The organism is Methylomonas subterranea, assembly GCF_024505185.1.
GTDB classification, from domain to species: Bacteria; Pseudomonadota; Gammaproteobacteria; order Methylococcales; family Methylomonadaceae; genus Methylomonas; species Methylomonas subterranea.
Genome location: NZ_JANIBJ010000045.1, coordinates 1 through 22,952 on the forward strand (window position 1 = coordinate 1; position 22,952 = coordinate 22,952).

22 protein-coding genes are annotated in these 22,952 nt (G+C 56.7%); 11 read left to right on the top strand and 11 right to left on the bottom strand.

The features are described from left to right. Window positions 1–109: 109 nt before the first annotated feature. The 3 genes from NP590_RS18075 to NP590_RS18085 all read right to left on the bottom strand — a co-directional run bounded on the left by NP590_RS18075 (window position 110) and on the right by NP590_RS18085 (window position 3,109). Window positions 110–400: a hypothetical protein gene (locus NP590_RS18075; RefSeq protein WP_256604069.1), complete on the bottom strand. Its 291-nt coding sequence runs from the start codon at window positions 398–400 to the stop codon at window positions 110–112. A 492-nt stretch (window positions 401–892) separates the two neighbouring features. Then, window positions 893–2,032 (bottom strand): DEAD/DEAH box helicase, encoded by a 1,140-nt coding sequence (locus NP590_RS18080; RefSeq protein WP_256604071.1) that lies wholly within the window; start codon window positions 2,030–2,032, stop codon window positions 893–895. Between the two features lie 219 nt (window positions 2,033–2,251). Beyond that, window positions 2,252–3,109 carry a PA4780 family RIO1-like protein kinase gene (locus tag NP590_RS18085; protein ID WP_256604073.1) on the bottom strand — a complete coding sequence of 286 codons (858 nt, stop codon included), beginning with the start codon at window positions 3,107–3,109 and terminating at the stop codon, window positions 2,252–2,254. Window positions 3,110–3,327: 218 nt separating this feature from the next. On the opposite strand from NP590_RS18085, the gene NP590_RS18090 reads away from it, so the two are divergent. The 4 genes from NP590_RS18090 to NP590_RS18105 are packed head-to-tail and all read left to right on the top strand — an operon-like array spanning window position 3,328 to window position 6,177. After that, on the top strand, window positions 3,328–4,044 hold the full coding sequence (locus NP590_RS18090; RefSeq protein WP_256604075.1) for a YebC/PmpR family DNA-binding transcriptional regulator: 717 nt from the start codon (window positions 3,328–3,330) through the stop codon (window positions 4,042–4,044). Between the two features lie 40 nt (window positions 4,045–4,084). Continuing rightward, the gene (locus NP590_RS18095) at window positions 4,085–4,768 is read left to right on the top strand and encodes a TIGR04283 family arsenosugar biosynthesis glycosyltransferase (protein ID WP_256604077.1); all 684 of its coding nucleotides are present in this window, start codon (window positions 4,085–4,087) and stop codon (window positions 4,766–4,768) included. Then, complete coding sequence (locus tag NP590_RS18100) at window positions 4,768–5,559, top strand: sterol desaturase family protein (RefSeq protein ID WP_256604078.1); 792 nt, start codon at window positions 4,768–4,770, stop codon at window positions 5,557–5,559. Before NP590_RS18095 ends, NP590_RS18100 begins: the two co-directional genes overlap by 1 nt. 3 nt (window positions 5,560–5,562) lie before the next feature. Then, complete coding sequence (locus NP590_RS18105) at window positions 5,563–6,177, top strand: TIGR04282 family arsenosugar biosynthesis glycosyltransferase (protein WP_256604080.1); 615 nt, start codon at window positions 5,563–5,565, stop codon at window positions 6,175–6,177. 276 nt (window positions 6,178–6,453) lie between these two features. On the opposite strand, the gene NP590_RS18110 is transcribed toward NP590_RS18105, so the two are convergent. Continuing rightward, window positions 6,454–7,461, bottom strand: coding sequence for a cytochrome-c peroxidase (locus NP590_RS18110; RefSeq protein ID WP_256604081.1), 1,008 nt, complete (start codon window positions 7,459–7,461; stop codon window positions 6,454–6,456). A gap of 247 nt (window positions 7,462–7,708) precedes the next feature. Here NP590_RS18110 and smbP point away from each other — a divergent pair, with 247 nt between their 5' ends. Together smbP and NP590_RS18120 are read left to right on the top strand one after the other, a co-directional pair. Then, a complete protein-coding gene (gene smbP, locus NP590_RS18115; protein WP_256604082.1) occupies window positions 7,709–8,047 on the top strand; it encodes a small metal-binding protein SmbP in 339 nt (112 codons plus the stop codon). A gap of 332 nt (window positions 8,048–8,379) precedes the next feature. Then, window positions 8,380–10,494: an acyltransferase family protein gene (locus tag NP590_RS18120; protein WP_256604083.1), complete on the top strand. Its 2,115-nt coding sequence runs from the start codon at window positions 8,380–8,382 to the stop codon at window positions 10,492–10,494. A 170-nt stretch (window positions 10,495–10,664) separates the two neighbouring features. Here NP590_RS18120 and NP590_RS20635 read toward each other — a convergent pair whose 3' ends face one another. From NP590_RS20635 to lexA, 6 genes are all read right to left on the bottom strand, one after another. Further along, window positions 10,665–10,892, bottom strand: coding sequence for a type II toxin-antitoxin system HicA family toxin (locus tag NP590_RS20635; protein WP_371927324.1), 228 nt, complete (start codon window positions 10,890–10,892; stop codon window positions 10,665–10,667). Between the two features lie 2 nt (window positions 10,893–10,894). Continuing rightward, window positions 10,895–11,284 carry a type II toxin-antitoxin system HicB family antitoxin gene (locus tag NP590_RS18125; protein WP_256604084.1) on the bottom strand — a complete coding sequence of 130 codons (390 nt, stop codon included), beginning with the start codon at window positions 11,282–11,284 and terminating at the stop codon, window positions 10,895–10,897. A 295-nt stretch (window positions 11,285–11,579) separates the two neighbouring features. Next, window positions 11,580–14,669: an error-prone DNA polymerase gene (locus NP590_RS18130; protein WP_256604085.1), complete on the bottom strand. Its 3,090-nt coding sequence runs from the start codon at window positions 14,667–14,669 to the stop codon at window positions 11,580–11,582. Further along, window positions 14,653–16,140 carry a Y-family DNA polymerase gene (locus NP590_RS18135; RefSeq protein ID WP_256604086.1) on the bottom strand — a complete coding sequence of 496 codons (1,488 nt, stop codon included), beginning with the start codon at window positions 16,138–16,140 and terminating at the stop codon, window positions 14,653–14,655. The genes NP590_RS18130 and NP590_RS18135 overlap by 17 nt, the downstream gene beginning before the upstream one ends. A 1-nt stretch (window position 16,141) precedes the next feature. Further along, window positions 16,142–16,759, bottom strand: a complete 618-nt coding sequence (imuA, locus tag NP590_RS18140; RefSeq protein WP_256604087.1) for a translesion DNA synthesis-associated protein ImuA — start codon at window positions 16,757–16,759, stop codon at window positions 16,142–16,144. Continuing rightward, window positions 16,756–17,364 (bottom strand): transcriptional repressor LexA, encoded by a 609-nt coding sequence (gene lexA, locus NP590_RS18145; protein ID WP_256604088.1) that lies wholly within the window; start codon window positions 17,362–17,364, stop codon window positions 16,756–16,758. Before lexA ends, imuA begins: the two co-directional genes overlap by 4 nt. A 505-nt stretch (window positions 17,365–17,869) precedes the next feature. Between lexA and NP590_RS18150 the strand changes: the two genes are divergently transcribed. From NP590_RS18150 to NP590_RS18170, 5 genes are all read left to right on the top strand, one after another. Beyond that, entirely contained in the window at window positions 17,870–19,465 is a 1,596-nt protein-coding gene (locus NP590_RS18150; RefSeq protein ID WP_305888732.1) for a flavin monoamine oxidase family protein, read from the top strand. A 185-nt stretch (window positions 19,466–19,650) separates the two neighbouring features. Then, window positions 19,651–20,172: a hypothetical protein gene (locus NP590_RS18155; RefSeq protein WP_256604089.1), complete on the top strand. Its 522-nt coding sequence runs from the start codon at window positions 19,651–19,653 to the stop codon at window positions 20,170–20,172. Window positions 20,173–20,250: 78 nt separating this feature from the next. Then, window positions 20,251–21,504, top strand: a complete 1,254-nt coding sequence (locus NP590_RS18160; RefSeq protein WP_256604090.1) for a glutamate-5-semialdehyde dehydrogenase — start codon at window positions 20,251–20,253, stop codon at window positions 21,502–21,504. 222 nt (window positions 21,505–21,726) lie between these two features. Continuing rightward, complete coding sequence (locus NP590_RS18165; RefSeq protein ID WP_256604091.1) at window positions 21,727–22,026, top strand: hypothetical protein; 300 nt, start codon at window positions 21,727–21,729, stop codon at window positions 22,024–22,026. A 5-nt stretch (window positions 22,027–22,031) separates the two neighbouring features. Further along, the gene (locus tag NP590_RS18170; protein WP_256604092.1) at window positions 22,032–22,262 is read left to right on the top strand and encodes a hypothetical protein; all 231 of its coding nucleotides are present in this window, start codon (window positions 22,032–22,034) and stop codon (window positions 22,260–22,262) included. 276 nt (window positions 22,263–22,538) lie between these two features. Here NP590_RS18170 and NP590_RS18175 read toward each other — a convergent pair whose 3' ends face one another. Continuing rightward, window positions 22,539–22,895: a hypothetical protein gene (locus NP590_RS18175; RefSeq protein ID WP_256604094.1), complete on the bottom strand. Its 357-nt coding sequence runs from the start codon at window positions 22,893–22,895 to the stop codon at window positions 22,539–22,541. Between the last annotated feature and the right edge of the window lie 57 nt (window positions 22,896–22,952).

Genomic DNA, 22,952 nt, shown 5'->3' on the forward strand with positions numbered 1-22,952 from the left:
TAGGGGTCGCTCTTGCTCCGTCAGTATGCAGCAAAAATAACGCCTCCAAATGTCCAATCCTCTACCAATGGCATTAACGCCGACAGGCTGGTACTTGAGAGCATACAGTTTATTCGAGCGGCGTCGGCTTATCCCGCGTTGCGCTATTGTTGCCGCGCCGATTTTGGCGTCGAGCCCAGAAATAGGTACAGCCGGAAATTGTGCCGCAGACGCTCGCCAGCGTTCCAAGGATGGGCGCTATCGTTACGATCAAGGGTTGGTCGGTAATGCCCAGCCAAACGCCAAGCGCTTCCAGACCGGTGGGCTCGGCCAATACCGCGCCAGCCGCGGACAGACCCGCAAGTATGCCGGTTGCCATTGAAACGTTTTCGATTCGGGTGGCGATAACTTCGTGGTTCATGCCGCTTTGAATGGTACGCTGAAGGATTAGCGCGTTTTTACCGATGCCGGGTTTGCCCGTCAAGTATTAACCGATCGAATCGAACGCGATGGTGCTTGAATTGGGGGAGTGAAGGACAGCGTGCGGGTTATTTTGCCTTGCCGGCCAATCAATCCCTTCTCCCGCCGCACCCGCGGGGCATAAAGGAGAAGGTTAGGATGAGGCTATATAAAACAATAGTTTATTGGTTTTCACCCCGACCCTCTCCCGCAAGGAGAGGGAGCTTTTACGACAGCCTCTGAAGAGCGAGGGATGCTTTGTTAAAGTTATTTCGGGAGCGTTCCTAAGCGAAGCGCACCACGCCCGGCAATCATGTTGGATGCGCACGGCTTATCCACCCCACACTGCACAATTGTTGAACAGATACCTTGAAAATACCTTCCTATTCACAAGCAAGCCGGCTTGCACCGGCTGTTGTGAAAATTGTTAACCCAAGGTAGTTATCGCCGAGTTTCAGGCCGTGACAAATCCGTCTACCTGCTCGCGAGGTATTTGCGCGCCGATGAGTTTTTCGACCAGCCGCAAGGCTTGATATTCGTCTTGCGAAACCAGCGAAACCGCTTGCCCGGCATTTCCCGCCCGCCCGGTTCTGCCGATGCGGTGCACATAATCGCTGGACGAGCGCGGCAGTTCGAAATTCACCACATGCGGCAATTGCGCGATGTCTATGCCGCGCGCGGCGACGTCGGTAGCCACCAACACCCGAATCTCGCCGGCCTTGAAACCGGCCAGGGCGCTGGTTCTGGCGCCCTGGCTCTTGTTGCCGTGAATGGCGGCGGCCTTGATGTCGGCGGTGTTGAGTTTTTCGGTGAGCTTGTTGGCGCCGTGCTTGGTGCTGGTAAACACCAGTACTTGCCGCCAGTCCTTGGATTTCACCAAATGGGTCAGCAAGGCGGTTTTGTGGGTTTTATTCACCGTATATACCAGCTGATCGATGGTCTCGGCGGCGGAATTTTCAACGGCAACTTCGATTTTGACCGGGTTGACCAGCAGGTCGGCGGTCAGCTTGCGGATGTCGGCGGAAAATGTGGCGGAAAACAACAGGTTCTGCCGCTTCTTCGGCAACAGGGCCAGTATTTTGCGGATATCCTTGATAAAGCCCATGTCCAGCATGCGGTCGGCTTCATCCAGCACCAGCATTTCGACCTTGTCCAGCTTGACGGCGTTTTGGCTGACCAAGTCCAACAAGCGCCCCGGCGTGGCGGTCAATATATCCACCCCGCCGCGCAAGCGCATCATTTGCGGATTGATTTTTACGCCGCCGAACACCACGTCGGATTTTAAACGCGGCTGCTGGTGCATGCCGTATTTCGATACCGACTCGCCGACCTGGGCGGCCAGTTCGCGGGTGGGGGTTAAAATCAAGGCCCGCACCGGGCGGTTGCGGCCATGGCTGGTTTGCGCCAGACGCTGCAAAATCGGCAAGGTAAAGCCGGCCGTTTTGCCGGTGCCGGTCTGGGCGGCGGCCAATAAATCGCGGCCGGTCAGTACGGCGGGTATGGCTTTGGCTTGAATGGGGGTTGGCGTGGTATAGCCGGAATCGGTAATTGCTTTCAATAAAGCCTCGGATAAACCGAGATGGGAAAATGACATGAAAAATCTCGAAGGGGGAAAAAGTGGATCAGTCGTCAAAACAGCCAAGCTGTTTTGAGCTTTGTCCGGAATATGCGGAATGACATAGTGGATATGTATTAGCGGAGGCAGTTTAGCATGGCAACCTTAAATCGCGGCGGAAAATTCCCTAAATCGGACCCAAACGTGATTTTTAGCAGCGACAATTGCACAAGCTGCGTTTTTTGACCGACTGCAGGACTATCGACCGTCGGAAAAGCCCTCCAGATAGCGTTTACGCGCTTCGTTTTCCTCGCGCGCCGCATCGATCTCCCGAACCACACTGCGCAGATCGGCGGGGCGGTTGTTTTCTTCGAACACGCCGCTCAGCTCGGTCTCGGGACGCAACTCGCCGCTTTGGTAGAGTTTCCATATCTCCCTGCCGTAATCGCTGCTCAGCAACTCCGGCGCAAAACGGCCGAAGTAGGCGGCCATGTTGGCCACATCCCGCTGCAGCATCATGCGGGCATTGTTGTTGCCGGCGGCGTCAACGGCTTGGGGTAAATCGATGATAACAGGGCCGTCCGTGCCGACCAGCACGTTGTATTCGGACAAATCGCCATGTACCAAACCGTCGCAGAGCATCCGCGCGATTTGGCCAATCAAAAAGCCGTGGTAGCTTCTGGCTTGCTCCGCCGACATGTCCAGATCGTTCAGGCGGGGCGCCGGCTGGCCGTCGGCATCGGTAATCAGCTCCATCAGCAGCACGCCGTCGATAAAGTTATACGGCTTGGGCACTCGGACTCCAACGGCATCCAGACGGTAAAGCGCGGTCACTTCGGCGTTTCGCCACTCCGATTCCTGCTCCCGCCGGCCATAACGGCTACCCTTTTCCATGGCGCGCGCGCGGCGGCTGTTACGCACTTTTCGGCCCTCCTGATACAGCACGCTTTGCTTGAAGCCGCGCTGCTCGGCCTCCTTGTAGACCTTGGCGCAACAGATTTGCGTTCCGCTGCGCACCACATACACGGCCGCTTCCTTCCCGCTTTTCAGCGCGCGCACTACTTCGTCGATCAGACCGTTTTCAACCAGAGGCTCAAGTTTTTTAGGTGTTTTCATGGCCGATATTATGCCGTAGTCGGGCGGTTCTAAACACCCACCGTGACTTACCGGCGGCAATTTTCCGCGCCTATGCATAAAAACGCGCCAATTAGGCAACACTCTCTGCATTCGCCATCCCGCCATTACCCTCCGCTAAAAAGATAAAAGTTTTCCGCCTATAAATACTTGCCTGTAAAATTCGGAGTTTTATTTTTTATCAGTGGAGCAATAACCCAATGGGTAGAGCCTATCAAAACCGTAAAGTGTCCATGGCCAAAACGGCGGATGCCAAGACCAAGGTCTACAGCAAATATGGCCGGGAAATTTATGTCGCCGCCAAAGCCGGCGGCATCGACCCTTCCGGAAATCTGGCTTTACGGGGTTTGATAGAGCGGGCCAAGAAGGATCAAGTACCCAGCCACGTCATCGAGAAAGCCATCGATAAGGCCAAGGGCGGCGGCGGAGAAGATTTCGCGCCGGCGCGTTACGAAGGATACGGCCCCGGCGGTTGCATGGCTATCGTGGAATGCCTGACCGACAATCCGAACCGCACTTTCGGCGATGTGCGGCTGTGCTTCACCAAAACCAAATGCAAAATCGGCACCCAAGGCACCGTCAGCCATATGTTCGATCATGCCGCCATTCTGGCATTCAAACACGCGGATGAAGATGCGGTGCTGGAAGCGCTACTGGCGGCCGATGTCGACGTGAGCGATATCGAAAGCGAGGACGGTAAAATCACCGTTTTCACCCCGCACACCGACTACTTTAAGGCCAAGCAGGCCTTGACCGATTTATTGGGGGAGATCGATTTCGACGTTGATGAAATTCAGTTTCTGCCCAAGGGCAGCACTCCCATCGGCGGCGACGATGTGGTGTTGTTCGAAAAATTTTTGGATATGCTGAACGATCTGGACGATGTGCAAAACGTTTTTCACGATGCCGAATATTGAAAAACAGATTCCGCTGGATTTGTAAACCCAGTCCCGATTCATGCCCCCGCAACTTAGCATCATCATTCCGGTGCTCAACGAAGCCGGCCAACTCGCCGAAAAGCTGCAAGCCTTGCAGAACCTGCGCGACCGCTGCCAATTACTGCTGGTCGACGGCGGCAGCGACGACGGCAGTGCATGCGTTGCGGCCGGTCTGGTCGATCAGGTGTTATACAGCCCGCCCGGCCGCGGCAAGCAAATGAACCTGGGCGCGGCCAAATCCGCTGCCGACGTCCTGCTGTTTTTACACGCCGACACCCGCCTGCCGTCCGACGCCGTGGCTTTGCTGGAACATGCGGTAGCGGCGGGTTACCGCTGGGGCCGCTTCGATGTGCGCTTCGACAGTTCCAGGGCGACGTTCAAACTGATCGCCTTTATGATGAATTGGCGCTCGCGGCTAACAGGCATCGCCACCGGCGATCAGGCCCTGTTTGTGACTCGGCAAGCCTTTGCCGCCGCCGGCGGATTTCCCGAAATCGCCTTGATGGAAGACATAGGACTCAGCGCGCGCCTGAAAAAGCAAGGCCGGCCCTGCTGTCTGCGTGCTACAGTCACTACTTCGGCCCGACGCTGGCAACGGCATGGGATATTGAAAACCATAGTGCTGATGTGGCGGCTGCGGCTGGCCTATTTTTTCGGCGCCGACCCCGGGCGGCTGGCGGCCCAATATTATCGGAAATCCTGATGGAAGCATTGCTGCGTTTTGGCGTATTTTTCGGCATTTTCTTGTTGATGGCAGCCTGGGAAGCTTTCCGCCCCAAGCGTGTCTTGAGTTCCGGCCGCAGGCAACGTTGGCCGGTCAACCTGGGCTTGGCCGCGGCCAACGTATTGCTGATGCGGCTCAGCATCGGCGCGGCGGCTTGGTTGGCGGCCAATTGGGCCGTCGAACACCGATTCGGCTTGTTCAATAGCCTGTCGCCGCCGGTTTGGCTGAACATGTTGTTGAGCCTGCTGTTGCTGGACTTGGCGATTTACGCGCAGCATGTCGCCGCTCATCGCTGGCAATGGTTTTGGCGCCTGCATCAAGTCCATCACAGCGATATCGATTTCGACACCACCACCGCGCTGCGATTTCATCCCTTGGAAATACTGCTATCCATGCTGTACAAGGTAGCGCTGGTGCTAGCGCTCGGCGCCAGCCCCATGGCCGTGATCGTTTTCGAGATCATCCTGAATGGTTGCGCGCTGTTCAATCACGGTAACGTCGGCCTGCCACCGCGGGCCGAAGCGGTTCTGCGTTATATCCTGATCACGCCGGATCTGCACCGGATTCATCATTCCTGCCTGCCGGCGGAAACCGACACCAATTACGGCTTTTCCTTATCCTGCTGGGATCGCTTGTTCAAAACCTATTGCCCCCGTGCTAGGCAAGCACAAACCGAAATGAGCATAGGTTTGAACGGATTTCGCCGTACTGACGAACTGGGCTTTTTGCAGCTCTTGCTGATGCCGTTCCGGCCCTTGCGCGGGCGCTGACGCGTGACTTATCAATTTCCCGACAGCGTATTGCTGATCTTCTGTAAAGCACCTATCGCCAGCCAAGTAAAAACCCGTTTGCAGCCGGCATTAAGCGCCAGACAAGCCGTGGACGCACACATAGCGTTGACCCGGATGACAATAGCCAGAGCCTGCCAAACGCCGTTGTGTCCGGTGATCTTGTGTTGCGCGCCCGACAGCGATCAGCCGTTTTTTCAGCAATGCGCCGACGAATTTCCGCTGACCTTGGCCACGCAACACGGCGACGACTTGGGCGCGCGCATGCATAACGCCTTCTCCAAGGCCTTATCGCACTATAGATACGCCGTGTTGACGGGCTGTGACTGTCCCAGTCTGACGGTAGACGATTTACGGCAAGCTTTTTCGGCGCTGCAAAACGGTAAGGATGCGATAGTGGCGCCGGCCGAAGACGGCGGTTACGTCTTGATCGGTCTGAATGCCCCCCAAGCGGATTTATTTCAAGACATGCCATGGAGTACGGACAGCGTGATGACGGAAACCCGCCGCCGCGCCGCAAGCGCCGGCTTGAATCTGCATGAGCTGAGTACGCAATGGGATGTCGATACGATTGCGGACTGGAAGCGCTATTTAAGCTGACAATCCGTACCGCATAAAAAAGGGGCCTTGCGGCCCCTTTCGCGATTGAACAACTTAGAATTCCGTCCCCGCCCCTCTCCCCGGAGAAGCTTACCGTAAAAGACTATCAGTCCCTTCTCCCGTCGGGATAAGGTTAGGATGAGGGTATATAAAACAATGGCTTATTAATTTAATCCCCTCACCTCACCCCAACCCTCTCCCGCAAGGAGAGGGAGCTTTTACGACAGCCTCCTGAGGGAAAGGACGCAGACTGCGGAAGTCATCGTGGCGAAACCCTTAGTTGAACGAACTGCCGGGCGTGCCGGGTAAAGTCGGCATGGTTTGTTTGGGAAACTCGCCGGTCAGAGCATTCAAGAATGCCACGATGTCGGCGGTATCTTCGTCGGACAAGTCTTTATCCAACTGCAGTTTGGCCATCAGTTTTACCGCTTTGTCCAGCGTGGGCACCGAGCCGTTATGGAAATACGGCGCGGTTAAAGCGATGTTGCGCAGGGTCGGTACTTTGAACATATGCTCATCGCCGGCATTTTTGGTGACTTCCGCCAAGCCCTTGTCTTTTTTGAAGTGATACTGCGCTTCAAAATAGCCGTTTGGATGCATGGGGAATTTTTGGAACACACCGGGGCCATTGAATGCAGGGCCGCTGTGGCAGTTGGTGCAACCCAGTTCGACGGCTTTTTTCATTCCCCGCACTTGTTGCGCATTCATGGCATCCGTGTCGCCCTTGACATATTTGTCGTATGCGCTGTTTGGGGTAATCAAGGTTCTTTCGTAAGCGGCAATCGCCTTGGTGGCGTTTTCCTTGGTGATGGTTTCGTTATCCTGACCGAACGCCAGATCGAAAGCCTTGCGATAACCTTTGATGGTTTTCAGGCGGGCCACCACGTCATCCCAGCTTTTCATGCCCATTTCGATCGGGTTGGTGACCGGACCGGCGGCTTGGGCCTCCAGACTATCGGCTCTGCCATCCCAGAATTGGACTTTGTTGAAGGCTGCGTTCCACACCGTTGGCGCGCTGCGGCCACCGGTTTGGCCGTTAACGCCCATCGAGTTGGGGCGATTGTCTTCGCCGCCCAGCATGGTGTTATGGCAAGATGCGCAAGATACGGTACCGGTCGAAGACAGGCGCGGATCGTGATACAGCATTTTACCCAATTCAACTTTTTCCGCCGTGGTTGGATTATCGGCGGGCGCGGGCGCGGTGGTCGGCAAGGCTTCAGCGGCCATTACAGAAAGTGAACCGGTCAATGCAATCGCAGTGACCAGCATCCGAATTTTAAACATGTCATCCTCCAGTATTGTTATTGTTAGTAACGAGCTCGAATTGTAAGGTATAGCAAGCGGCCAGGTAAATTTTATTGCAACAGGAACTATTTGAATTTCCTGACATCCACTTTTTGCATTCAACCGGATGCGAACATAATAATGCAGTACCGATTTCAGCGTTTTGCGGTAGTCGCGTTTCCAAAAAGGCTTTGCGGCCACCACCTGAGCGTCGAAATACGCCTATCTTTTCAACCCAGGGGGACTTATGAAAAAGTTAGCACTCATCACCGGCGGCATCTTGCTGCTGTTCAGTAGCACCATCTTCGCCGAGCCGCATGCCGACGCCGCTTTGAAACACGCCAAGGAAGCGGTCGAGCACGGCAAAATGGGCCACTCGGCGGTTTTGGTCGAACATGCGGAAACCGCGCTGGAACACGCCAAAAAAGCCAAGGAAGCCGCCAAGGGCGACGATTCCAAACACCACATGCACGAAGCCGTGGAAACATTGCAACAGGGCATAGAACACGGCAAACTGGAACATACCGAAATGGCCACCCATGCCGTGGAAGACGCGATAAAGCATCTTGAAGCGGGTAAAAAATAAGCATTTCTTAAATCCCGGACACGCCGCTCACTATGCCGGCGTGCCCGGGTAGTTTCCGACTTTTCAAGTAATCCGGCCTTGCGAAACCATTTTTCTCCTTTTCGCGCCCAAACTGTCTTCAAAACAAATCAGCCAATCCGCAGACAACAATTGCCGATTACGGTATTAAGTTCACAGATTTCGTAATTCATATAAAGTTGAAATGCGGCAAACCAAACTGCTTTTGACTTACAATTACCCACGCTTTTTTTCAGGCCCTAAAGCTTCCCGCCGCTACGGAAAGTAGCGGCAAGACGACGGGCCGACGTTACACATTGGTGCTTAGATACTCTATGACAACCTTACAGCCACACCTATCCCACCCCAAATATCGCCCCGATATCGACGGTCTGAGGGCAATCGCGGTGCTCTCCGTCGTTGCCTTTCACGCCTTCCCCAGCGGCTTGAAGGGCGGCTTCATCGGCGTCGATATTTTCTTCGTCATCTCGGGCTACTTGATTTCCACCATCATTTTTCAGAATTTGGAGAAAGGTACTTTCAGTTTTACCGAATTCTATATCCGCCGCATCAAGCGTATTTTTCCGGCCCTGATCCTGGTATTGACTGCCAGTTACGCCTTCGGCTGGTTCGCGCTGTTCGCCGACGAATACAAACAGCTGGGCAAGCACATCGCCGCCGGCGCGGGTTTTGTTTCCAACATTGTGTTATGGAACGAATCGGGCTATTTCGACAGCGCCACCGACACCAAACCGCTGCTGCATCTGTGGAGTTTGGGCGTGGAAGAACAATTCTATCTGATTTGGCCGCTAGTGCTGTGGTTTGCATGGGGCAGAAACTTCAACCTGTTAACCGTGACACTGGTAGTCGCCGCCGCCTCTTTCTATCTGAATATCAAGGGCATACTGACCGATTCCGTCGGCACCTTTTACTCTCCGCAAACCCGTTTTTGGGAATTGCAATGCGGCAGTTTGCTGGCCTGGATGACATTGTATAAAAAAGGCGCGTTCGCGGGTTTCCAAAACCGGCTGGACGGCTGGTTGGCGGCCGTGGTTTACCGGGATTCCCGGCATCAAGCCGACGGTAAAACGCTGGCCAACATACTGTCGTTCACAGGCTTTAGCCTGCTGATGTACGGCTTTTACATCATCAACAAGGACGTCGAATTTCCCGGCAAGTGGGCAATTCTACCCATGCTGGGCGCGGTGCTGATCATCGCCGCCGGCCCGCTGGCCTGGGTAAACCGCATCGTGCTGTCCAACCGGTTAGTGGTGTGGTTCGGCCTGATCAGTTTCCCTTTGTACCTATGGCACTGGCCCCTGCTGTCTTTTGCCCGGATTGTGGAAACCGACGTACCTAGCGCCACGATTCGCCTGATTGCGGTGGCGCTGACCATCGTGCTGGCTTGGCTCACCTACAGGCTGGTGGAAACACCGATACGCCTGGGTAAGCACAGCGGCATCAAAACGTTGGTATTGCTGGTGCTGATGTTGCTGGTGGGCAACGTGGGATACGTCTCCTACCTGAAAAACGGCCTGGAATTCCGCCAAGCCGACGCCCCCGCCAAAACCAAAATGTTTGCCGACGTGAAAGGCACTGTGCTCTACAACACCCCTGACGACTGGGTCGACGAACGTTGCCATTCCGCGCTGGGCGCCAGTTACGATTACCTGATCTGCCGCTTCACCACCGCCACGCCGGGTACGCTGGTAGTCGGCGATAGCCATGCCGCGCAATTCGTCTACGATTCCGTTGCCAAAAACTCCAACGATCTAGCCCTGGTGGCGGTCAACGGCTGCCTGCCGTTTACCGATCTGGTCACGATCAACCCGACCGAGGAATTCGAGGAAAAATCTTCCCGCTGCGGCGTGGTGATGCCGATTGTGCTTAAAATGCTGCGGGATTTTCCCTCCATTCAACGCGTGGTATTCGCCACCCGCGGCGCGATGTACATAGAAGGCTCCGGTTACGGCGATAGCGAAAAAAAGAACAACTACCGGATTATCAAAGACCCGGACGACCGCTTGGCGGAAAACTACAACCAGTTCGTCGCCGGCTACGTGGCATCGATTAACGAAATTTTAAAGTTCGGCAAGGCCGTGGTATTCATTGAAGATGTGCCGGAAATCGGCATCAGCGCCAAAAATTGCCTGGAAGACCGGCCATTCCGCATATCGGATAATGATCGCCCCGGCTGCAATGTATCCCGAAAAGCGTTCGACGAGCGCAACGCCAACTACAGAAAAGCGGTGGAAACCATTTCCGCCGCCACGCATCACCGGATTCGGATTTTTCCGGCCTACGAATATCTGTGTAACTCCTCGTCCTGCAACGGCCTGAAGGATGGCGCCTCTTATTTCTACGACGACGACCATTTATCGATGCGCGGCAGCCATTTTATTTTCGGCAAGTTTGCCGATTGGCTGCGGCAAGCAACCCCGAAAACCTGACACTATGGTCGGGTTTGGCTGGAATTTGATGCGCTCGCGCCAGAACCTTGAAAAGTTTTGCGCACCGTTTTGCATGTCTTCATTACGGTTGAATGTTAATGATCGCTAACCCGCCCGACAACAGACAGAAAGCGCAGCGCCGCCGCTGGACAGTTGGATTCATTGCAAGGTTAGGCCCGGAATTTAAGTAACTCTTCAACTGTCAAGCCAATATCTTTAGCGATTTGCCGAAGTAAAATTGGTGAAATATCACGTCCCGCATGAAACGGCACGGTTGTGCATCTACCGTCAGGAGGGCGGAACTGTTTATGTGAACCGCGTTGTCGGATTTCCGTAAATCCCAATATTTCGAGCAAAGCGATAACTTCGCGAGGTTTAAGAATGGGTACGTTTCCCATGCTTAGGCGACGACCACGTTTTGCGTTCCAACAAACTCTGCTTCCAGTATTGGCTCACCATCCTCAAGTAACATTTCAATGACTTCCCGAAGATTTTGATTGAGCTCATCCAATGATTCCGCTTGGCTATATGCGCCGGCAAATCCAGGAATGAAGCCCACATATAAACCGGTATCACGACATTTTTCAATAATTGCCGTGTAAGTTTTCATATTGCTGTAAGCTCTTTGAATGTCAATTGAGTAACCTTCATGAAGGCCTGGCGATCGCCCCGGCAAATAAAAGTAGTGCAGCTGAGTATACGGTTCCTCGACGGCAGCATCCTTGCTGCCGACGCCTGTCCAACAAGCAACCGTACCCGCCCGATTTTTTACTTTCAGAGTAACGCTCATGAAGGCTCGGCATCGCCCCGGCATATGAAAGTCAACGGCGTTATGTCGTTAGTTTTCTGGGCGGTTGCCGCGTGACTTTCAGAGTAACGCTCATGAAGGCCTGGCGATCGCCCCGGCAAATGAAAGTAGTGCAGCTGGGTACGGTTCCTCGCCGGACAGGACGCCGTAAATACGTCCGTGTAGGCTCGACGGCAGCATCCTTGCTGCCGACGCCTGTCCAACAAGCAACCGTACCCGCCCGATTTTTTACTTTCAGAGTAACTGGGATCGTTAACCGTTACAGCAGCAGACAATCTCAATGAAAATCCCTGGATCGGCTTGCCAGCTCACCTATCCAGCCGCTCCAGTCCTCCAACTTGCCGGCAATCAGATGCAGCACACCGTCCTGCTGTTGCACGATGCCGGACACGCCCAGCAGTTTGGCCTTCAACAAGGGCTTGCGTTGCGCCAGCGCGGTTTTCGGCCAGACGATCAGATTGATCTGGCCGGTTTCGTCTTCCAGCGTCACAAAGGTGACGCCGGCGGCGGTCATCGGCCGTTGCCGGCAAATCACCAAGCCGGCAACCTGGGCAATACTGCCATTACGGCACTGCCAAAGCGATAGCGCGGTAACCACGCCACGCTGTTGCAGGCGCTGCCGCAACAGCGCCAGGGGATGGTTACGCAAACTCAGCCCGGTGCTGGCATAGTCGGCCAGGGTTTCCCCCGCGGGTTGCGGCGGTTTCAACAAGGGGCTGGCTTCGGCGACGCGCGGCACGCCGAATATCGGCAACCCCGCCTCCATGCCCGCCGCGCCCCAAAAGGCCCGATGGCGGTTGCCGGCCAGGGCCTTCAAGGCATCGGCGGCGGCCAGCGCTTCCAAATCGCGTTTGTCCGGCTTGGCCCGTTCGGCCAAATCGGCGAGGCTATCGAAAGCGCGGGCGGCAAGCATGCGTTTGGCGCCCGCCGCCGACAAACCCTTGACCTGATTGAAGCCCAAGCGCAGGGCCGGCGGCTTGCTGTCGTGTTCCAGGGCGCAATCCCACACGCTATGGCGCACATCGACCGGCCGCACTTCGACGCCGTGGCGGCGGGCGTCCTGCACCAGCTGCGCCGGCGCGTAAAAACCCATAGGCTGGCTGTTGAGCAGGGCGCAGCAAAACGCCGCCGGATGGTGGCATTTCAACCAGGCCGACACGTAAGCCAGCAAGGCGAAGCTGGCCGAATGCGACTCCGGAAAACCGTAATCGCCGAACCCCCTGATCTGTTGAAAAATCCGTTGGGCGAAATCCTCCCGGTAGCCGCGCGCCCGCATGCCGGCCAGCAGTTTTTGCTCGAAGGGTTCCAGGCCGCCCTTACGTTTCCAGGCCGCCATCGCCCGCCGCAATTCGTCGGCCTCGCCGGCCGTAAAACCGGCCGCCACCATGGCGATTTGCATGACCTGTTCCTGAAAAATCGGAATCCCCAGCGTGCGCTCCAATACTTGCCTGACTTCCGCGCTGGGGTAATCGACGGCTTCCAGGCCGTTACGGCGGGCCAGATAGGGATGCACCATTTCGCCCTGGATAGGGCCGGGGCGGACGATGGCGATTTCGATCACCAGATCGTAATAGTTGGCCGGTTTCAGGCGTGGCAGCATGCTCATCTGAGCGCGCGATTCCACCTGGAACACGCCGATACTGTCGGCTTGTTGCAACATCGCGTACACCGCCGGTTCCTCGGCCGGAATGTCGGCCAGGCTCCACGCGCGGCCGGTGTATTCGCCCAGATAGGTCAGCGTCTTGCGAATCGCGCTGAGCATGCCCAGCGCCAGCACGTCCACCTTCAACAAGCCCATGGCTTCCAGGTCATCCTTTTCCCATTGGATCACAGTGCGGTCGGCCATGGCTGCGTTTTCGACCGGCACCAGCCGGGTCAATTCGTCACGGGCAATCACGAAGCCGCCGACGTGTTGCGACAAATGCCTGGGAAAGCCCTTGATTTGCTCGACCAGCGTGCTTAGCTGGCGGATAACCCGGCTGTCCGGATCGAAGCCGCAATCGCGCAGAGCGTCCGGCATCAATTTATAGCCGTCCCAGCGATCGACATTACCGGCCAGCCGGTCGAGCTGGCCGGCATTCAAACCCAGTGCCTTGCCGACGTCGCGCACCGCGCTGCGGCTGCGATAGGTAATCACCGTCGCCGCCAGCGCGGCGCGATGGCGGCCGTATTTGCGGTAAATGTATTGAATCACTTCCTCGCGGCGTTCGTGTTCGAAATCCACGTCGATGTCCGGCGGCTCGTTGCGTTCGCGCGATAAAAAGCGCTCGAACAACAGATTCATCCGTCCCGGATCGACTTCGGTAATGCCCAGGCAATAACACACCGCCGAATTGGCCGCCGAGCCGCGGCCTTGACAGAGGATGTCCCGGCTTTTGGCGAAGGCGACGATGTCGTGCACGGTCAAAAAGTAAGGCTCGTAAGCCAGTTCGGCAATCAGGGTTAGCTCGTGCTCGACCTGTTGCCGCACCTTGGCGGGTTCTCCGCCCGGCCAGCGTTGTTTCAGGCCGGTTTCGGCCAAATACCTGAGCCACGACGTCGGCGTGTGCTTGTCCGGTACCAGTTCGCGTGGGTATTCGTAGCGCAGTTCGTCCAGCGAAAACCGGCAACGCCGAGCGATAGTCAGCGATTCGTCCAGCCAGGCTTTGGGATAGATTTCGCTCAGTCGCGCTATCGGCCGCAGATGGCGTTCGCCGTTGGCAAACAGCGCATGGCCCAACTCGGACAGCGGCCGGACTAGACGAATCGCGGTCAAGGTGTCTTGCAACATTTGCCGGGAACGGCGGTGCATATGCACGTCGTTGCAGGCCACCGGCGCAATCTCCAATTGCCGGGCCAGGGTCTCGATGCGGGCGATGTATTCGCGCTCATTGCCGGACAGGAACAGGCCGGCGCCCAGCCACAGGTTTCCGGCAAAATGCTGTTTCAGCCAGCGGCCGTCGGCAGATTGCGGATTTACCAAGTCCGGCAGCCAGATCGCCAGACAATGCGCCGGAAAGTGCTGCCGCAAATCGGCCCGGCTCAGCCGGTAGCTGCCTTTGTCGGCCTGGCGGCGGGCGACGCTGATCAGATGCGACAGATTGCCGTAGCCGGTGCGGTCGCTGGCCAGCAACAACAATTTCAAACCGTCGTCCAGACGCATTTCGCTGCCGATGATCAAATCGATATTGTATTTTTTGGCCGCCAGATGCGCCCTGACCACGCCGGCCAAGGAACATTCATCGGTCAAGGCCAAGGCTTGGTAATTCAAGCGCGCGGCTTCGGCAAACAATTCCTCGGGGTGCGAGGCGCCGCGCAAAAAGCTGAAGTTGGACAAACAATGCAGCTCGGCAAAAGCCGGCGGCGTCACATCAGCCGAACAGGCCATGACAATACCAGCCGCCGCCCGGCTTGAGGTCGCGGAACACCCACAGCTTGCGGCCCGAGCGGTCATGGGCGATTCGATAGTCGCGCCTGAGCGCCGCGCCGTCCCACCAGCCCGATTCGATACGCTCCTTGTCCGGCAGGTAAGTTAAAGTGGCGGGATCCAGCGGTTCCGGTTCCGCCAGCAGCCGGAGCGGGCGCGTCGGCCTCGGCGCATCGGCCGCATGGGGCGCATAGGCCAAAGTACCCGCCCGTTCCGGCCTATGCTCGGCAGCGGTGGCCGGATACTGTAAGGCTTGGTGGCCGAGCCGGTCTTGCAGTTGCTCCAAGGCGGTTTGCCAATCGTGTTCGCGCTGTTGCTCATCGTCGAACAAGCTAAAGGTTTGCGGCTGAAACGGCGCAATCGCCTCGCAGACCAGTTCCACATTCAATACCGGCGCCGGCAGCGCGCTGCGCTCCAGTTTTTCCCGCAGCAGCCGGCAACAATGGCCGGCATTCCGGCTGGGGCTGCGAAAACTCAATTCGATACAACTGGCCGGTCGCCGAAAATGACTTAATAACAATCGCACACCCAAGGCAGCGGCATCGCGCTGGCGCAGAAAATCGGCCAATTCGGCGGCCAGTTGCTCGACGGCCGGAAAGAAATGCTCGAGTTTTTCCAGCTCGGTCGGCAATTCGCGGCTAGCGGCGAAACGCGGCGGGCGGTGGAATTGGCCAAGTATTCGGTTATCGTTTCCGGCCAGCGCATCCAGTCGATGCAGCAGTCCAACGCCGTAGCGTCTGGCCAAACCGTCGCGCGGCAAACGCCATAAATCGGCCAAGGTCTGCACGCCGGTACGCGATAGCCGCTTCAGCAAACCAGTGTCCCAATCCAACCGATTCAGCGGCACCGGGCCAAGCAGTGAGTGCAATTCGGCCGACTGCTGCACGCTGATTTCGATATTCAGCCGCGCCAGCAATTCCGCCGCGGCGGGCGATGGCGCCAGGGCGATAACCGGGCTATGGCCACTGCCGAGCAGCACCCGGCACAGTTGTTTGCGCAAATTTTCAACCCCGCCGAACAGCGTCAGGCAACTGCCGACTTCCAGCAACAGCGCATTCCGACAGTCCAAACTGATCCATGGACTGAATGTCAGAGCGGCGTCGGCCAGGGCACTTAAGGCGATACGCTCCAACTGCATATCCCTATCCCGGATTTGCAGGCCGGGACATAAGGCCAGGGCGGCGGCCGATGCCATGCCCGCTTCGACACCCGCCTGCCGGGCCGGTACCGACACCGCATATAGGCTGGGCCGGCCTTTATGTTGCACTTGCAAGGCGACAGCTTGCTGTAAATCCAGGCCGGCCGCGGTGAGTGCCAGCTCGGGAAAATACGCGCACAGCCACAATTTAGGCCTCCGGCTGGAAACCGCCGGTTCGATCGGCGGAGAGGGGAAGGAATCCGGCGTTAAAACGCTGGCAAGTGCGGCACTCATGCTAAAACGCCAGCAATAACCGGTGTTGGCGCAGACTGCCGCGCGCTTTGCGGATTTCCAGCAGCACACCATCGGTTTGAGGATGTAAAGCCATGTTTAACGCGGCATGTCCCGTGGTTGCACCGGGCCCGGTAAACACTACCGCCAAGGCATTGCCGGCTTCGGCGGCCAGTTGCAGGCGGCGGGTTTGATGCGCGGCCAGACGTTTTGTAGGCCAAGTCAGCGTCATGCCGCAGCAACCGGTGCGCAGCAACTTTTCCAGTGCCCACAGCAGGTCGGCGTTATTGGCGCAAGCCACCACCAACAATTGCGCCAGCTCGACGCCGGCTTGTTGCAAACCCGGCGCATAGGGCCGATAGGGCGGCGCCAGCCAGACAATGCGCCGGCCTTGCCGGCTCAGAGCGGCCATCGCCGGCAGAAACAGCGCCAATTCACCACTACCGGCGCGCGGTACGTCCAGTTGCAACAGCGCGCCTGTCGGCCAGCCGCCGCCGGGCAACAAGGCGTCCAATTCGGGGAAGCCGGTCGGGATGCCTTGCTGGGTGTCCGGGATTTGCAGACCGCGCCAGACCAGGTTTTGGCTGCGTAGCCAGTCGTCAAGTGAGTTAGAGCTGGTCATGGCAGATCACTGCGTATCACGCCAACCACAATGCCTTCGATAACCAGCGTGTCGCGCCGCAAATCGATTTCCAGCACCTGAAAATCGGGATTGGCCGGTTCCAGAAACGCCTTGCCGCCGTCCAGCCGCAAGCGTTTGACGGTGGCTTCGTCGCCGATACGGGCCACCACGATCTGACCGTTGTCGGCGCGCGGCGCGCGCTGCACCGCCAGCAGATCGCCATCCAGTATGCCGGCGTCGCGCATGCTCATGCCGTGTACCCGCAATAAATAATCGGCCCGGCGGCGAAACAGTTCGGGGTCGAGCCGGCAATAGGCTTCGATATGTTCTTCGGCCAAAATCGGCTGCCCGGCGGCGACCCGGCCGACCAACGGTACACCGGCCGCCGCGTCCGGCTTTAACAGGCGAATGCCGCGCGATGCCGACGGCACCAGCTCGATGACGCCCTTGCGCGCCAGCGCTTGCAAATGGCCGCGAATGGCGTTGGTCGAACGCAGGTCGAATGCACCGGCGATTTCGGCGATGGTCGGCGGAAAACCGGCTTCGGCCACGCTGCGTTCTATGAAGTCTAGTACTGCTTGTTGTTTGTCGGTCAGTGGCTTCATGCTGCTCTTATAGTTACTGCTTTTATAGGCAGTATAAAATGTCTTTTACCGGCTTGGCAAGCTTGAAATCCACGGTTTCGATAAGCCTTAGACGCAAGACGCCCCTTTCCATGCAGAGTGTCGTAAAAGCAGATCACGCCCTTCTCCAGCCGGAAAAAAGTTAGGATTATTTTTTATAAAACAATATCTTATTCGTTTTACCCCCCCTCTCCCCGACCCTCTCCCGCGAGGAGAGGGAAGTTTTACTACAACATCCCATGCATGAGTGCCGTAAAAAATCGAAACAGTCCCTTCTCCTTCGGGGAAAAGATTAGGATGAGGTCATATAAAACAATGACTTATTAATTTCGCCCACCTCATCAGCCCTCCCCCGCAAGGATCGGAAGCTTTTACGACAGCCTCCCCGGCAGAGCGATAGAGTAAGCCGAGCCGCCACATCATGTCGGTATGGCCTTCTACCGCTCCGGCCGTTATGATGTGGCGGGATTATTTCGGGAGGCCACAAATGACACACACACTTTTATTCCGCAAACTGGTGCTGGCCCTGCAGGCGGCCAGACGCGAGCATCTGCAAGAACAGCATCTGCCCGAGCCGATTTCCGCCGCCATGGCCGGCTGGAACCGGCGCCGCTTTATGAAAACCGGCGCGGCGGGACTGGCCGGACTGGCGGCGCAAGGCCTGCCCTTGGCAGCCATGGCCGGCCCGACGCATTCAGCGCCAAGGGTAGCCATTATCGGCGCCGGCATCGCCGGCCTGAACGCCGCTCATCAACTGAAAAAAGCCGGCGTGACGGCGACCGTTTACGAAGCCACCGCGCGGGCGGGCGGGCGCATGCTGTCCACCACCATGCAGGACGGTCTGACGGTAGACATAGGCGCCGAATTGATCAATACCGATCACGCCGACATGCTGGACTTGGTCAAGGAGTTCAATATCGAGCTGTTCGACAAACTGCGGGATGTCAAACATTTGCCCTATCCGAAAGAAGCCTATTTTTTCGCAGGCGTCAGTTATAGCGAAACCCAGTTGATAAACGATTTACGGCCGATTGCGGCGCAAATCAGCCGGGACGCCAAATTGCTCGACCGCGACTGGGACAGCTACGCGCCCTTGTTCGATCAACGCTCGGTAGCCGATTATCTGGATAGCCATGCCGACAAGCTGACCGCGCCCTATGTACGCGCCTTGCTGGAAAACGCCATCCGCACCGAGTTTGGGGCCGAACCCGCCGAATCGTCGGCCCTGCAATTATTGTTCATACTGCCCGAAGTCAAGGGTCAAGCGGTCGAACTGCTGAGTTACAGCGACGAAGTCTACGCCGTGGTCGGCGGCTCCGCTCAAATCACCAACGCCATGGCCGCCGCATTGCCCGGACAAATCCGCTACAACAAAATCCTGCGAGCCATCGAAGAACAGGGCCCCGGCTATCGTTTGAAATTCGCGGATAAAACCGAGCAAGCGGCCGACATCGTGATTATCGCCGCGCCGTTTCCGGCGCTGCGCAATGTGACGTTGAAAGTGCCGCTGCCCACGCTATTTCGCCGCTTTATTGCCGAAGCCGGCTTGGGCGACAATGAAAAACTCATCGCCGGTTTTTCCGAACGCTTCTGGCGAACCCCGGCCGGTTTCAGCTTGGCGGCCTGGAGCGACCTAGGTTTTGCCGAGGCGTGGGACGAAACCCAGCGCCAGCCCCTGCGCCCCGACGGCGCGCTCAACTTTTTCCTAGGCGGCGACCAAGCCCGGCAATTGAACAAAATCAACGCCTTCAAACCGCGGGGCGAAAGCTTCATCGCTGCCCTGGACGCCTTTGTTCCCGGCGCCGTCAATGCCAAAACCGGTGACATGCGTAAAAGCGCCTGGGGCAAAAACCCTTATAGCCAGGGTGCCTACGCCAGTTACAAGCCTGGCCAGCTGACCGAATTCGGCGAGTATTTCTGGATAGAAGGCGGCAAGCGCGATAGCCGGCAAGTCGGCTTCGACAGGCTGATTTTTGCCGGCGAACACCTCAGCGATGCCTATTACGGCTTCATGGAAGGCGGCGCGCAAACCGGTCGATTGGCGGCGGAGCTGGCATTGCAAAAAATGACCGTCCTCGCCTAGCCGGCTATTCCGCGCGGCCCCGTACCTGTACCGCGTTACGTGAAAGTCATGGTGGGAGCGGCGCACAGCCGCGATCTGTAAGGCCAACATCGCAACTGTGCGTCGCTGCAACACGAACGTCTTTCATGGGTCGGGCGATACCCTGCCCGCATAAACATTTTTTTACTCTCGAATACCTTCATCACATGCGCGAATTTACCGACCAGGAGCTCTATTTAGGCTTGGAACATGCAAAAACCCTGAACGAACATGCCGGCCGGGCCATACTTGAAAAATTTCAGCTCGAACAGCCGGTATTGGCGCAAACCCTGCTTGGCGTGTTTCCCTCCGTGATTGCCGACCAGGACCAAGGCCTAGCGCATCTATTCATGGATTTATGCTTCGACATACTTTGCACCTTTCAACATGCCCGCGGCAGTTTACCCAGCCAGCAAGCGCTGGGCCTGGACTGGTTACAGGAAAAAGCCGCCGATGTCGACGCCGAATTGAAGGCGCTGATGTCCGGCAAATCAGCACCCGCGCGCGGCACGTCGACCGACAACCAGCAACAAGGACTGGTCTGCTTCATGCACGCCTGCGTCCGCCAGCATGTATCCGACAAGCCGGCCGCCGCCGAGGCCGTAAGGACTATCGAAACCCTGCTGTTTGTCAGCGTGCAATTGTTTTGCAGCGTCTACGACGCGGCCGCCGGCAAAACGCTGCATTGACCAAGGCTGGCCATCCGTACCGTCCGCGGCCGGCCCGTTATATTTCAATCTTTTCCAAAGCGATCCTTTAAAAATCCCATGAGTAGCAACGCTGTCCAAATCATTGCCCAACAAAGCCGCGCGGCATCGCGCGAATTGGCGACCGTTTCCGCCTCCCGGCGCAATCTGGCCCTGGCGAAAATGGCCGATGCCCTGGAATCGGTCAAGCAACAGGTCCTGGAGGTCAACGGTCTGGAAATTATCAAGGCCCGCGACGAAGGCCAAACTGATGCGATGGTCAAACGGCTGACCATAGACGACAAAACCTTTGCTTACATGCTATCCCGCCTGAAAAAGGTGGCGCAATTGCCCGACCCCTTAAACCGGATATTGGCCGGCCATAGCAATCCGGCCGGGCTACGGGTGTATAAAAAATCGGTGCCGTTGGGCGTGATCGGCATCATTTACGAATCCCGCCCCAATGTCACCAGCGACGCCGCCGGAGTCTGCATCAAAAGCGGTAACGCGGTGATCCTGCGCGGCGGCTCGGAAGCCCTGCAAACCAACGCCATTCTGACCGATGCGATGGTGGCCGGCGCGCTCGCCGCCGGCCTGCCGCCGCACGCGATTCAAATCATCCGCACCCCCGACCGCGAAGCGGTGGGCGAACTGCTGCAAATGGATGACTATATCGACGTGCTGATTCCGCGCGGCGGCAAGGGCTTGATCGAACGCATCGCCAAAGGCACCCGCATTCCGGTGATCAAACATTACGACGGCATTTGCCACCTGTATATTGCCGCCGACGCCGATCCCGCGCGGGCGCTGGCCCTGGCGGTCAATTCCAAATGCCAAAGCGTGCAGGTCTGCAATGCGCTGGAAACCCTGTTGGTCGACAAACAATGCGCCGAACAGCTATTGCCGCCGCTGCAAGCCGCGTTTTCGCAACACGGGATCGAGTTGCGCGGCTGCGAACAAACCCAAAAACTGTTGACGGATATTTCGCCGGCGACCGAGGATGACTGGCATACCGAATATCTGGCGCCGATTCTGTCGCTCAAAATCGTCGACGGCATTCAACAAGCCATAGAGCACATCAATCATTACGGCTCGGGGCATACCGACGGCATCGTCACCCAAAGTTTGAGTCTGGCAAGGCAATTCGAACAACAGGTGGATTCGGCATCGGTGATGATCAACGCCTCCACCCGTCTGTCCGGCGGCGGCGATTACGGTTTGGGCGCGGTGGTCGGCATCAGCACAGACAAACTGCATGTACGCGGCCCGGTCGGTCCCGACGAACTGACCACTTACAAATGGGTAGCCCATGGAGACGGGCATTTGCGGGACTGAGGCTTCATTTCGGTCTTCATGCCGCATGAAAATGCAATAAGCGCCTACAATGTCATTCGCCTCCTGCCAATCGTTTATCCAACGGCAGCCGATTTTGCCGACGGTTTGGCCGGACCGGATGTTTATCGTCGGGTCCGGCCGGCAAAACGCCCTGGTTTTCGGCCGGAATAGCACCTTGCGGCCCCTAAACTTTAATATTCAAAATTAGCGAGGATATAAAAGATGCGTTTTTTCATGAAAGCTTTTCTGCCGCTGTCGCTGTGTCTGGTAACGACCGCGGCCTGGTCCGGACCGGTCGATTTCTGTAAAACCAAAAAAGTTTATGCGACTGAAATCGGCATTCCCGACAAAATTGTCTATGAAGATTGTTCGGGGGTGGCTTTTCTTTGGTATGCCAGGGATTTGGTAAAAGCGGCCTGTTGGGAAGGCGCCACCGATCTTGCTGAAGGCAAGTGCGAGACTCATGGTCAAGAAGACAATCAAGCCGACGCCGACAGCAAGGGCGCGGAACAATCGGATTGATACCCATGCCCGGCGAACGAATATCCGGGCCGACCGCAAACCGGGATCAGGTGATTGCCGAATGTATTACCTTTAACCGATTTTTCCGCAAAACATCACGTTCTTGTCATGGCGGCGGCTTACTATTCGCCGCAAACAAGCTTCACGGCACTGGCGGCGCATTATCTGCCTTGGATGGGCGCCCGCCTTTTTTGCCCAAGCATTTGCTTGCAGACAACTTAGGATTCCGTTCCTAATAACTTCCGCCTTCGGTTCCCTCCCTCCGGAGGCTGTCGTAACACCCTAAACCAACAATCATTCGCGCTTTCCTGCAATTCTCCGCAGCAAACCAGGATTATTTGCAACCGAAATATGTCACTGTCCATCGGTGGCAGTCGGCCACTAAGAGACATTCGATCCGCCTAAAATAGCGTTTAATGAATGGCTGGAATTCTTCAACTGCGGACGTTCACTGAAGTATGGCTATCTCCTTGCGTTCTTTCTATTTTCAACAGCAAGGAGCTGTCGGTGTCTCATTTTATTAAGGTGATGCCAAGACGAGTCTTTCTTAAAGATGAAAGGGGGACCTCACCTTTAAGAGCCTGTAAAGTGTAGCGCAGTGAGGTCAAATCGTCGTTAATAGCTTGTTCTTCGGCCGCATACTCAGCCTGTGTTATCAAATTCGCTTTGAGCTGTTTAGCAACTGCTTTAAGTTGAAGCTCCTGTTGTTCAATCTCCGCAGTTAATAAGCGAACAGTTGTTAATGTGCCAAGCCTATACTGAACTAAGGCATCATCATTTAATTGCAGTAATTCTTCAGTATGCTTTCCATATGGCGTTCGGGCCTCAACCTTACCCGTTTTGGAATTGAACCGAAGATGAGCAGCCATCTCATGATCGCAGGGGTTTACAACGTAAGGCCCAAGTTTTTCGTCAAGCGGCCAATC